At 36.2% G+C, this 13,129-nt stretch carries 9 protein-coding genes; 4 read left to right on the plus strand and 5 right to left on the minus strand.

Annotated elements, in window-relative coordinates:
- From BMY13_RS19620 to pdaA, 3 genes are all read left to right on the plus strand, one after another.
- A partial coding sequence (locus BMY13_RS19620; protein WP_175476870.1) for a hypothetical protein occupies positions 1–187 on the plus strand: 187 nt, incomplete at its 5' end.
- A 51-nt stretch (positions 188–238) separates the two neighbouring features.
- Entirely contained in the window at positions 239–1,546 is a 1,308-nt protein-coding gene (locus BMY13_RS18680) for a Na+/H+ antiporter family protein (protein ID WP_092506434.1), read from the plus strand.
- 55 nt (positions 1,547–1,601) lie between these two features.
- Positions 1,602–2,402 carry a delta-lactam-biosynthetic de-N-acetylase gene (gene pdaA, locus BMY13_RS18685; protein ID WP_092506436.1) on the plus strand — a complete coding sequence of 267 codons (801 nt, stop codon included), beginning with the start codon at positions 1,602–1,604 and terminating at the stop codon, positions 2,400–2,402.
- A 22-nt stretch (positions 2,403–2,424) separates the two neighbouring features.
- On the opposite strand, the gene BMY13_RS18690 is transcribed toward pdaA, so the two are convergent.
- Both BMY13_RS18690 and BMY13_RS18695 read right to left on the minus strand, forming a co-directional pair.
- Positions 2,425–4,473, minus strand: a complete 2,049-nt coding sequence (locus tag BMY13_RS18690; protein ID WP_092506438.1) for an ABC transporter permease subunit — start codon at positions 4,471–4,473, stop codon at positions 2,425–2,427.
- Between the two features lie 92 nt (positions 4,474–4,565).
- A complete protein-coding gene (locus BMY13_RS18695) occupies positions 4,566–7,553 on the minus strand; it encodes an EAL domain-containing protein (protein ID WP_175476871.1) in 2,988 nt (995 codons plus the stop codon).
- A 200-nt stretch (positions 7,554–7,753) separates the two neighbouring features.
- Between BMY13_RS18695 and mbcS the strand changes: the two genes are divergently transcribed.
- A complete protein-coding gene (gene mbcS, locus BMY13_RS18700; protein ID WP_092506442.1) occupies positions 7,754–9,331 on the plus strand; it encodes an acyl-CoA synthetase MbcS in 1,578 nt (525 codons plus the stop codon).
- A gap of 87 nt (positions 9,332–9,418) precedes the next feature.
- Here mbcS and BMY13_RS18705 read toward each other — a convergent pair whose 3' ends face one another.
- The 3 genes from BMY13_RS18705 to BMY13_RS18715 form a co-directional block, all read right to left on the minus strand.
- Positions 9,419–10,129 (minus strand): ABC transporter ATP-binding protein, encoded by a 711-nt coding sequence (locus BMY13_RS18705; protein ID WP_092494285.1) that lies wholly within the window; start codon positions 10,127–10,129, stop codon positions 9,419–9,421.
- 1 nt (position 10,130) lies between these two features.
- Positions 10,131–11,741: an ABC transporter permease gene (locus tag BMY13_RS18710; protein ID WP_092506476.1), complete on the minus strand. Its 1,611-nt coding sequence runs from the start codon at positions 11,739–11,741 to the stop codon at positions 10,131–10,133.
- 244 nt (positions 11,742–11,985) lie between these two features.
- Complete coding sequence (locus tag BMY13_RS18715) at positions 11,986–13,053, minus strand: Fe(3+) ABC transporter substrate-binding protein (protein ID WP_092506444.1); 1,068 nt, start codon at positions 13,051–13,053, stop codon at positions 11,986–11,988.
- Between the last annotated feature and the right edge of the window lie 76 nt (positions 13,054–13,129).

The following is a 13,129-nucleotide window of genomic DNA, read 5'->3' on the forward strand; positions in this document are numbered from 1 at the left end:
CAACCGGAAAACGAACATATCAACCGGAAAACGAACATATCAACCGGAAAACGAACATATCAACCGGAAAACGAACATATCAACCGGAAAACGAAAACAGTCAGCAGAAGAATCGACACAATCTGATAATTTTATAAAAAAGGGGTTGATTTTATCACTTTATTACTTTATCATGATGAAGTGTTAAAATAATGATTATAAAAGTTAAGGTAATAGATAGAGAGAGGGGAAATAGATTATGGAATGGGTAGTAGTTGTATCAGTGCTAGTCATGACGATTCTAAGCTTGCTGCGAGTAAATGTAATTATTGCAATTATTGCAGCAGCAATTACAGCTGGTTTAATGTCTGGGTTGAACACTATTGAATCAATTGAAATGTTAGTTAGCGGGATGGGTGGTCAAGCGAGCACAGCATTAAGTTATGTCCTGCTTGGGGCTTTTGCTGTTGCAATTAGTTATACTGGGATAACGACTATTCTAGTAAATTATTTAATTCGTGTTTTAACTGGAAAGAAAACAATGACATTACTGGCAATTGCTGGTGTGGCATCATTATCTCAAAATCTTGTACCAGTTCATATTGCATTTATACCAATTTTAATTCCACCATTATTAAAGCTTTTTGATGATATGAAAATGGACAGGCGTGGTGTTGCAACTGCCCTGACATTTGGTCTAAAAGCACCTTATGTTATGATTCCCGCAGGGTTCGGCCTCCTTTTTCACGAAGCAATAGTTAAAGGGATGGAGCAAAGCGGAGTTGACATAACGATTTCAGAATCAGCGTTATCGATGTTAATACCTGGTTCCGGTATGATAGTTGGTTTATTGATTGCTGTGTTTATTACGTATCGCAACAATCGTGAATCGGTTCCTGGAGCTGGTGGGGAAGTTGATTTCACAGCTCCTAAATTGGAAAAAATTAAATTTAATAAAAGCCATCTCCTAACATTGGTTGCTATTGTAGCTGCATTAGCTGTCCAATTAATAACTGAGAATTTAATTGTCGGTGCATTAACTGGTCTTGTTCTCATGTTCTTACTTCTTGTTGTACCATTTAATAATGGAGATAAAGTTGTTAGCGATGGAATTTCCATGATGGGGACAATTGCCTTTGTTATGCTTGTTGCTTCCGGATTTGGAAAAATTTTAACAGAAACAGGTGCAGTAGACGCATTAGTTGAAGTATCTTCTGGGTTTCTTGGGAACAATAAACCATTAATAGCATTTATACTATTACTTGTTGGGTTAGTGGTTACAATTGGTATCGGGTCATCGTTTGGTACCATTCCAATTTTAGCGGCACTTTATGTACCAATTTGTATTGCTGCAGGATTTTCACCGATGGCGACAGCTACATTAATCGGAACTGCCGGAGCATTAGGTGATGCGGGATCACCAGCATCAGACAGTACACTTGGACCAACTTCAGGGCTGAATGCAGATGGAAAGCACCACCACATTTGGGATACTTGTGTTCCGACGTTTATACACTTTAACATTCCATTGTTTATATTCGGTTGGATTGGTGCAATCATTTTATAAAATGAATAATTAACGGTTGAAATGGAGAAAGTAAGGAAAAAATGGGTGGGTTGTTATGCGAAAATGTGGTTTTTCAGCATTAATTATCTTCTTGTCTATCCTTACTTTTTTTTCATATACTGAGAAAATTCTTGCGAGTAGTGGTTATGGATGGGGATTTAAAAAGAATACAGAACATAAAATTCCGGATATAGGAGAGTACAAAGAAATATTGGATGAATTCGGATCTTATTATGCGGATGATTCCGGTGAAAAAGTGCTGTATGTAACTTTTGATAATGGTTATGAGCAAGGCTATACTGATGAAGTTCTGGATGTCCTGCAAAAAGAAAACGTTCCATCTGCATTTTTTTTGACAGGCCATTATGTAAAAAGCCAACCAGACCTTGTGAAGCGAATGGTTGATGAAGGGCATATTATTGGGAATCACTCGTACCATCACCCAGATTTTACTATAGTGTCAAAGGAAACGATGAAAAAGGAATTGGAAACTTTGGAGCAGGCTGTGGCTGATGTTTCAACCCAGAAGGAGCTAAAATACTTACGCCCGCCCAAAGGAGTTTTTAATAAAAAGACACTTAAGTGGTCAAATGAGTTAGGGTATATCCATATTTTCTGGTCGCTGGCATTTACTGATTGGAATACCAGTGAGCAAAAAGGCTGGAAGTACGCATATGAAAATATTATGAAACAAATTCATCCTGGGGCTGTAATCCTCCTCCATACCGTATCCTCTGATAATGCCCAAGCACTGGATAAATTAATTACCGAATTGAAAAAGCAAGGATATACATTTAAAAGCTTAGACCATTTAGTATTAAAAAATATGTTGCCAGCACCTATATATGGCTATTAGTTAATAAATAACGGTATCCCAATTATGGAGTACCGTTATTTTTTATATTATATTTAATGATTTTGAAACTATTGGAATTAATCTCATAGTCGGGATTATTTTCAGGTAGACGATTACTGCGTTTTTTCTTAATCTTACGCAAGTTATAAATTACCCCAACTTTAGTCTGTTGTATCTCTTTTACCCCTTGAATGATGAACTGCATAGCGAAAATACTTAAGATAAAAGCGATCAGTACCCAAGCAATTATCCAGTATTTCCCGGACGAAAGGGCATTTGCTGTTGAACCGAGCATTCCCGACCATTCATAGGTAATCGACCTTGGGGGATCCTTGACAGCCCCAAAGGAAATGTTTGTCCCTCCGAAGAAAAAGTTAAAAATTCCTAAATGCATAAAGATGACAAGAACCTGGATAAATTGTTGTCCAAATAGGATTGTCATCCGTGGTCCGATATGTGGTAAAACATGCCGCCAAAAGATATGGAATCTACCTCCCCCAAGTACCCGGGCGCTTTTGATAAACTCAGCATTTAGTACCCGCTTCATCTCATTTCCTGAAAGCACAGAGGTTAACGGCACAACCAGTATTGTTAGGATGATGATTTCGTATATTATTCGTTCTGTAAATGAATAAGCAAATCCATTAAATTGCTCCATTAAAATTGGTCTGAGCAATAAATATGCAATTAAGCTTAACGGCAAAAAGTGAATGGAATCAACTGTCTTTTCAATCCAATTTTGCCTTTTGGGTCCCAGTGTAAATGCAAACATTACTCCCCCAATCATTCCGATAATTACTCGGAGAAAAGCAATAATCAGAGCGAAAATTAATGTATATTTTGCTCCGATAACTAGCATGTCAGAAATACTGAATCCTAACTTGTCAGACCCGAGTAGAAAGGGATCTGGCGGTGGATGAGGAGGCGTGCTTTGAATTGTTACACCATCATTTTCATAAACAATTCTTGTCTTATCAATATGATTATCGGTAGTAATAGAATAAATAGCACTGTAACTGATCAGCACGATAAAAAATAGGCTTCCTACCGCAAATTTCCAGTTTTTCATATGCCTGAAGAACAACAAGAATGGTGCAAATAATTGCTTCCAAGGTTTAAATCTACTCCAGTTAAACTTGCGGAGTCGCCTAAATAATTGGTTGATGGAGAAGAAAGATAACATGGATTTTCTGTTAACTGGTGTTTCATCTCCAGACAAATGGATATCCTGCCCTGTCCATAAATCAACCAGCCGGAAGATTAAAAAGAAAGGCGTAAACAGCAAAATTAGTGATACAGCAATTGTCATAGGTGTGAAACTTTCAATTATGAAGAAGCTGAATCCGTGTACATTAAAAATGCGCTCGATAATAAACTGACTTGAAAGTGTTGCCCAAAGTATTATTTTAGTGTGATGAAACGTTGTTGGAAGAATATTTTTTAATATGTGCCGTACAAGTACGCTGAATTTCTTAATCCCTTTGCTTTTCAGGAATATAACGTAATCCTTCGTGAATTCCTCTTCAATCATCAACAATAGAATCTTGAACAAGGAGACCATTGGTAAAATTGCTAATGTCACAATGGGGCCAGCATATGCTTTGTCATCCAGATAGGTCGCAACCTGGAATAGTTCAATTTCATATGTCTGTTTAACATAGATAACAATCATCTGCAGAACAGCTGCAATGACGATGTCAGGAATAGATTCAAGAAAATCGAGAAGTCTCTTAACAATATGTAGTACTCTTTTAGGTAAGAAGTTTGTAATTAAGGCGAAACTGAATGCGAGCACGAAGCCTAGTAGCAGAGCACCAATAAGTATTTGCATAGAATAAATAAAAGGTTCCCACAACGTTCCGATAAGCGGAAATTGTCCCGGTGAATTTGGTACTTGATAAACCCAGGATTCTGGCTGGACGAATTTAACGAGAAATGTGCTAAGATCCTTGAAGTAATTCAGCGGATTAGACAGACCTGATGTCTGAAAAAATTGTGGGAAGACACTTATACAAATAATTCCGAAAACTCCAAGTGTATAAAAAAGTAGTAGTTTAGCTAACTTTATCATTTGTTCCAAAGCACCTTTTCAGTAGTATAATATATCTAGTATATCGAAAATAAATGAAAGTGTATAGAGCTGTCTTACAGCTCTATTACACATTAAGTATTGTTTTTTTGGATATACGTATAGGGATTTTGGTTAATAAAATTTGTGTCAGGTATTGTGTGATTCAGCCGGAGCAGAACACTCATTTTATTAATCACGCCTGCTAAACGATCTTCTTCAGGTTCGCTAATGTTAAATTCTATGCCGTAATGGAATGTATCTCGCTTAGCCTCGTCTTTCCAAACTAACAACCCATAAAGTTGAAAGTCCTCACCCATTAATTCAATATTGAAGGTAAGTTTAATAGTAGAACTAACCGGAAGCTTAAGTGATGAAAGGATTTTTAGTCCACCAAGACCAATGTCCTCAACCAATACTTGAGCGGATCCCAAATTAACCTTTTTCTCATTTACTTCCATAATCGTCATTTCGCCAAGGGCTGGAGTAGGGAATTTCAATCGGTAAAAACTTCTCCGTTCATCCTCAGGCATTTTATTTACTTTAGGTTTTGTAGGTTTAATATAACCTGTTTCCAGCATCTGTTCAAATATATCCAATGAAACTGGTTTAGAGAATAAGTAACCTTGTATTTCGTCGCATTCTTTTTGTTTCAGGAAATTAAGCTGTTCATATTCTTCCACGCCTTCAGCTATAACCTTCATATCCATGCCTTTTGCCAAGTGTAAAACGGAAGAAATAATAGCGGTGTCCTTTTTATTCTCCTCGTTTATATTCTGGACAAAAACCTGGTCAATCTTAATTGTATCAGCATTAAATTCCCTTAAATACGTAAGCGATGCAAATCCGGTTCCAAAGTCATCGATAGCGATTTTAACGCCCAATTCTCTCAAACCGTCAAGGGTGTTTAATACATTCTTTTCGCTCTTCAATAAGGACCCTTCCGTAATTTCAAGCTCGAGGAATTTTGCGGGCACATCATATTTATTGAGCAGGTCTGCCACAAATTCAACCAATCCTTTTTTCATGAGCCGGATTGGCGATACATTGATTGAAATAGGGCGAACAGTATATCCTTTATCTTTCCATATCCGTATTTGTTTGCAGACATTTTCGATTACCCAGTCACCAATTTGATGGATAAGATGATTTTCTTCAGCTAATGGAATAAATTCTCCAGGTGACACCATTCCCCATTCCTCGTGATTCCACCGAATTAACGCCTCTGCACCTTTAATGACACCAGTTGAGGTCGCAACTTGGGGTTGATAATATATTTCAAACTCTTCTTTTTCAATGGCTTTACGCATATCTTTTTCAAGTACATATTTCTTATATGAGGTAATATCTCGTGTGAATGAGTACAACTGGTAATTATTTTTTCCTAGTTGCTTAGCGTGGAATAAAGCAGCATGAGCACTCTCAATTAAGGTGAGCTTGTTATCGCCATCCTCTGGAAAAAAGCTAATACCGATACTCGTTGTTACATACATTTCGTATCCATCAACAGTGACTGGCTCTTCAATCGCTTCAATAATTTGTTCAGCCAAGTTAAAAATGAACTCCTTTGAAGAGTATTTTTCAAAAAGGACAATAAAGTCATTACTGCTGATACGGGCAAGATAGCCTCCATCTGGTATTGCTGATAATAATCTGCTTGCGACTTTTTTAAGGACTTCATCACCAATCTGATATCCAAGTGAATCATTGATAAGTTGGAAGCGATCCAAGTCGAGGTAAAATAAAGCAAAATTATTGGATGGTTCATCCTTGCATAAATCATCTACTTTTTCATATAAGCTGCGCTGATTTGGAAGAGCTGTTAATGTGTCATGGGTTGCAAAATGTTTCAGCTGTTCTTGCATTTCAATTTCACTAGTAGCATCAGCAAGCATTCCAAATAAGTGGGTTAATTCACCTTCATCATTAAACCAAGGTACTGTTTGGTCATAAACCCATTTGGTAGTACCGTCCCCACAATTAATACGGTATTTATGCGAAAGTGATTTACCCTTGGTTAATATGCTTTGTTTTTCCATCACTTTTTCTTTATCTGAAGAGTGAACAATGTTTAGCCAGATTTTTGGGTCGTTGTATAACTCTTTTAATGGATATTGAAGAATCTCTTCTGCTCCTTTTGAAATATACTCTACTTTACCTGTATCGTATTCTTTCAGCCAAAACCCAACTGCTAAATAATCAAGTAGACGTCTGGTGTTTCGTTTTGATTCGTCCATTTTAATTTCTAATAGTTGCTGGGTTGTATAGTCTCTTACAACTCCTACAAACTTATATGGTTTATTGTTTTTCCACATCACTTCAGCTTGTACTCTTAAATAGCGTATTTTATTAGTCTTCCCATGATAAATTCGAAACTCAGAAATATAACTTGTTCCCTTTGCGATTGCACTTTCAACGATATTTCTTGACTTTTCGTAATCATCCGGGTGCATAAATTCAAATGGGGTATCCATTGATACGGTAGATTGACTTTTATCTAATCCAAAAATGTCATAGGTGTAGTCAGAACAGAATATTTCATCATCATCAATTACGTATTCCCAGCTACCAATTTTAGCAATTTGCTGGGCATGTTCCAGATGACTTTTGTTTAACTCTAATTCTGCCAGTGTTTGTTGATGTGTTGTGTTATCTCGAACAATGATACTTACTCCTTCAATACTTCCATTTAAATGTTTAATAGGAATAAACGTAAGATTTGTATGTAACGTTTCTTTATATTTATTTAAAAAAGTCATTTCATTTCTAATTGTTTTGCCTTTTAATGCTTGATAGAGTGCCGATTTTAATTGATGATAGTCTTTTTTACTCAACAATTCTTCATGGTCAAATGATTCACTTGGAGTATACCCAAAGAATTCATTTATACTGCCCCTATTTTGAGAGAGGATTTCCCCGTTTGGTGAAAGGACTACAATTAGGTCCGGGTGATACATTGCTAGTGAGACAGAGTAGTGTTGCAACAGATTCTTGTCTGTATTATCTTCTGCTGTTATATCCTTCTTGTTCTTGAATAATGATGATAATTGATTTGCCCCATGCTTGCCAGAATTGTTTCCCACACTAATCATCCCTTCTTCACCGCAATGGTATAAAATTACCATTATGTACTATATTGTAATACAGAAGCTTTATGTTTGAAATAGTATTTTGAAAAATTTGTCGATATAAGTCGAATTCTGTAGCTGTGTCTATAATTTATTTAAAATTTTCTTAAATTTTTGCTATACTATTACAATAACCTAGTATTGGAGTTGATAAGATGAACAGAGATGATTTAATTGCTCCTAAAGATTATAACATTGTAATTGAAATGGAGCGTTTTGCAACGGATCCAGCTAGAAAAGCTTTGATTTGGAAAGACGATAAAGGTGCATCAAAAGAGATTACCTATGAACAGTTGATGAAGAATGTAAATAAAATTGGAAACGCCTTCTTGGAAAATGGTTTAAAAAAAGGAGATAAAATCCTAATCATGATTCCCAGAATGATAGAAGCGTATGAGGTATACTTGGCGGCATTGAAAACGGGAATTATAATTATACCGAGTTCCGAAATGCTGAAAACAAAAGACCTGCAATATCGAATTAGCCATGGTGAGGTAAGTGGTGTAGTAAGTTATTATCCATTTGTAGATCAGTACAAAGACATTAAAGAATATGATCAATTAGCATTGTTTTCAGTTGGGAAACAAGTTGAAGGCTGGCATGATTTGGATTCATTAAAAGAACAGGCTTCTGATCAATTGGAAATGGCTGATACCAAAAGTGATGACATCGCATTTCTGCCATATACATCCGGTACAACCGGGAATCCAAAGGGAGTGGTACATACACACGGCTGGGGATATGCCCACCTGAAAACAGCTGCCGAAAATTGGTTATGTATTAATGAAGGTGATAAGGTATGGGCTACAGCAGGTCCAGGCTGGCAGAAATGGATTTGGAGTCCATTCTTATCTGTATTAGGTACAGGTGCAACCGGGTTCGTTTATAATGGTAAATTTGATCCGAAAACATACTTAAGTCTTTTACAGGATAATGACATTAATGTATTGTGCTGTACGCCAACTGAGTACCGCTTGATGGCGAAGGTTGATAATCTAACTGAATATCAATTGCCTGCAATGCACAGTGCGGTTTCAGCAGGCGAACCTTTAAACAGGGAAGTTATCGATACGTTCCAGAAATATTTTGACGTGACCGTTCGTGATGGTTATGGGCAAACTGAGAATACATTATTGTTAGGTTTTATGAAGGATATGAAAGTAAAACCTGGATCAATGGGTAAACCAACCCCAGGGAATGATGTAGAAGTCGTTGATGAAAATGGGTACCCGTTACCAGCTAATGAAATCGGTGATATTGCAGTTAAACTGGATTGTCCTGCACTGTTCCGAGAATATTACAAGGATTCAGAACGAACAAAAATGTCACAGCGTGGAGAGTATTATGTGACAGGTGACCAGGCATCGAAGGACGAAGACGGGTACTTTTGGTTTGAAGGACGAAGTGATGATATCATTATTAGTTCCGGCTATACTATCGGACCTTTCGAAGTGGAAGATGCCTTGGTTAAACACCCATCTGTACAAGAATGTGCCGTTGTAGCAAGTCCAGATGAAATTCGCGGAAATATAGTTAAAGCATTTATTGTACTGCAAGCAGGTGTTGATCCAACCAGTCCTGATCTGGTTCAAGAACTTCAGAATCATGTAAAAGAATTAACAGCACCATACAAATATCCAAGACAAATTGATTTTATTGACGAATTGCCGAAAACTACCTCTGGGAAGATTAGAAGAGTAGAGTTGAGGAAGAAAGAAAGCATTAAAAAATAAGTTCAGAAAACTTGGGATTACTGCTTTACTGTTAATAAGACCCAACTGCTCATTAATCAGAGCAGTTGGGTTATTTTAGTTCGTCATTCATTTAATTGCTTCTAACCGTTTTTTATCGACAGTATGAGTGGTACAAATAGATTCCCATTCATAAGCTGCACCGTCACGCATTGTAATGATGCGATCAGCAATTGCACGTGCATCCCTTCTGTCATGGGTTACAAAAATAGATGTAATACCCGTCTTTTTAATTATATCTTTTAATTCATTCCTAATTCTAATTTGTAAATCAGCATCTAAATTACTGAATGGTTCATCGAGCAATAGAAGTGAGGGTTTAGGAGCTATCGCTCTTGCTAATGCTATACGCTGCTGCTGACCACCACTGAGTTCATGAGGATAGCGCTTTTTATATTTGGCCATGTTGACTAATCCAAGCACTTCGTCAACACGCTGCTTCTTTTCCTTCTTGGTATGGCCCTTCAAACCGAATTGAATATTCTCTGATACAGTCATATGAGGAAATAATGCATAGTCCTGGAATACCATACCGACGCCTCTTTTTTCTGGTAGAACAAAATGGTAATCATCTGTCATAACTTCATTGTTTACTGTAATTGAACCTTTTAATGGAGCTTCAAGTCCCGAAAGCAGACGCAGTACAGTACTTTTTCCACTACCACTTTCACCAAGAATAGAGACAATTTCTCCCTTGGTAACATCAAGGTTAAATTGATGTATAATATTCTCTTTTGAGTTTGCGTAGCAAAAGGAAACATCTTTGATTTGAATATACATGTTATCTTGGCCCCTTTTCTAAAACTTGGTGAAATATATAAATCGCAATCCCGCTGATTATAATAATAATAATAGATGCTAAAGAAGCTTCTTGTATCTGCTCATTACTAGCATATTGAAATGCTTTAGTCGATAGTGTATCAAAATTAAATGGTCGTAAGATTAAAGTTAGTGGGAGTTCTTTTAGTATTTCAATAAAAGATAATAAAAACCCACTAAGAATCGCACCTTTTATTAAAGGGAAATCAATCTTAATAAAAGTCTTTGTTATTCCCATGCCTAATATACGTGATGCCTCTGTATATTTACTCCCGATCTCATCAAAACCGGATTCAATCGCATTAAATCCAACCGCCAGAAATCGGACAACATATGCAGATATAAGCATAAACAAACTAGTGCTCAAGAATAGCGAAGGTTGCATTCCAATAGACTCATAAACACCAAAAAGTAAATTATCAATCTTTATAAAAACAGTAATAATGCCGACTGCAATTACAGCGCCAGGAATTGAATAACCAAGTATAGTGATACGTGAAGAAGTCTTGGCAACAAAGCTCTGATGCATACGTGCAAAATTAGCAATTATAACAGCAAATGTAACAATAATAAGTGACCCAACAAATGCTACAAATACTGAATTGCCAATTAATGTTACAAATGCTGGTTCAATAATTTTTCTGTAAGTTAAAAGCATCCAATCAATCAATTGGATAAATGGAATTAAAAACCCTAGCCCAAATATGATTGAGCAATAACTAAATGCAATCCAGCGTTGCCATCCATTTAATTGTATTGTGGAAAGCGGGCGTACTTTAGCAGACGTCTGACTATACCGTTTACGAGCACGAAGGAGCTTTTCAATAATTAGAATAGAGAAGACGATAAACATAAGTGTTGCTGATAATTTAATAGCAGCATTTAAATCACCCATTCCAAACCAGGTTTGAAAAATAGCCGTACTAAAAGTTTGAATACCAAAGTATTTGACAACACCGTAGTCATTCAATACTTCCAGTAAAACAAGACTGACTCCTCCAACAATTGCACTTCGGGAAATTGGAAGAACGATCCGAAAGAAAACGGTATAAGCATTTCCCCCAAGTAATCGGGCATTTTCAATCAGTGAAGAAGACTGGTTAGCTAAAAAAGTACGGGTTATCATGTATACGTATGGATACAGAAATATTGTGAAAATAAAAATTGCGCCAGGTAATGTCATTATATCAAAGTAGTCCTGATTTACGGTTACATCAAACTTATTCCGTAATATTGTTTGAAGGGTTCCTGTATAGTTTAGTATCCCATTATACGTATATGCTGCAATGTACGGTGGGATTGCTAACGGTAAAATTAGCCCCCATTTAAAAAAACGTTTTAGCGGGAAATCATAAGCTGAGATAAGCCATGCTAAACTGGTTCCGATTAAAATAGTAAGTATGCCTGTGAATAGTATAATGATAGAAGTGTTTTTTAACAATAGAGGCAGGATATATTCTTGTATATGCTCCCAATTAGAAGTTTCTTGCGTAAAAAAGTTCAATAAAATTGAAACGTTTGGTAGCAGAATCAGAATAACAATAAATAAGGATAAAAATGTCCATAAGTTCATATAACCAGGTAACTTTCGATACAGCTTCAAAAACGTACACTTCCCTTAGTCATGGATGAGGTTCTACACATGATAATAAAAAAGGTATTAATATATCAATGATAACAGTTCTCAATTATAATGTATATAAAAATACTGCATCTTTTTCAAATACTGATGCAGTATTTTTAAGCAGCTAAGGAAATACTTTCTTGCTGCATAAGTCATTTATAATTTCACCATTAAGGATGAGTGATAAGTGAAGTTATTTCCATCCAACCTTATTCATTATCTTAATTGCTGTATCGTTATTTTCTCCTAACTCAGTTAGGTTAAGATCCTGTTCCTTGAATTCACCCCATGATTTCAATAGCTCAGTAGGTTCCACATCTGGATTGGCAGGGTACTCAAAGTTAGCTTTGGCAAATTGCTCTTGAGCATTTTTAGTTGTTAAAAACTCTATGAATTTAATAGCATTCTCTTTATTCTTACTACTTGCTGTCAAACCGATTCCACTAATGTTTACATGGGTGCCAGTTGTTTCTTGATTTGGAAAAATGATACCAAGCTGTTCAGCTGCTTTTACTTGTTCTTCCTCTTCAGAATTCAGCATTTTACCTAAATAATAGGTGTTCATTACTGCTACATCACCTTCACCTGCAGCAACTCCAATTGCCTGGTCACGATCTCCACCTTTTGGGTCTCTTGCCATATTATCTACAATTCCTGAAGCCCATTTTGTAGCACCTTCCTCACCATTGATAGCAATTAGTGATGCTAATAAAGATTGGTTATATATGTTAGAAGATGAACGAATTAGAACTTTATCCTGGAAAGTATCGGATGTTAGATCTTGGTATGTTTGAATATCTTCAGGATTAACACGGTCTTTATGATAAGTAATTATACGAGCTCGCTTCGTTAATCCAATCCAATTATTTTCTTCATCACGATACTTATCTGGAATATTTTTATTAACCTTGTCACTTTTTACTTCCTGCAGTATCCCTTTTTCTTTTGCAATGTGCAGACGTCCTGCATCAGCTGTAATAAATAGATCAGCCTCAGATGCTTTTCCTTCACGGTCCAAACGTGCTATTAACTCATCATCTTTACCTTTAATAACATTAACTTGGATTCCTGTCTCTTCTGTAAACTGGTCATATAATTCTTGGTCAGTTTCATAATGACGCCCTGTATAAAGATTAATTTCTCCTTTAGCATCACTAGACTCCACAGAAGAATCACCATCCTCTGAATTATTTCCGCATGCAGCTAATGAAAATATAGATAATAAACCGATCATGCTGATTATAAAGAATCTGTTATTCATATAGTAATCTCCTTTTGTTTTAAGTGTATGTACTTAATTGATAATGAATTTCATTTTCAATTATTATTTTACAGAA

The sequence above is a fragment of the Virgibacillus subterraneus genome (assembly GCF_900110695.1).
GTDB lineage: Bacteria > Bacillota > Bacilli > Bacillales > Amphibacillaceae > Lentibacillus > Lentibacillus subterraneus.

Bases quoted from the DNA above. Each gene is read 5' to 3' on its own strand.
- BMY13_RS18715 (WP_092506444.1), bottom strand. From the start codon at position 13,053: ATGAATAACAGATTCTTTATAATCAGCATGATCGGTTTATTATCTATA.
- BMY13_RS18710 (WP_092506476.1), bottom strand. From the start codon at position 11,741: ATGAACTTATGGACATTTTTATCCTTATTTATTGTTATTCTGATTCTG.
- mbcS (WP_092506442.1), top strand. From the start codon at position 7,754: ATGAACAGAGATGATTTAATTGCTCCTAAAGATTATAACATTGTAATT.
- pdaA (WP_092506436.1), top strand. From the start codon at position 1,602: ATGCGAAAATGTGGTTTTTCAGCATTAATTATCTTCTTGTCTATCCTT.
- BMY13_RS18680 (WP_092506434.1), top strand. From the start codon at position 239: ATGGAATGGGTAGTAGTTGTATCAGTGCTAGTCATGACGATTCTAAGC.
- BMY13_RS18705 (WP_092494285.1), bottom strand. From the start codon at position 10,129: ATGTATATTCAAATCAAAGATGTTTCCTTTTGCTACGCAAACTCAAAA.
- BMY13_RS18690 (WP_092506438.1), bottom strand. From the start codon at position 4,473: ATGATAAAGTTAGCTAAACTACTACTTTTTTATACACTTGGAGTTTTC.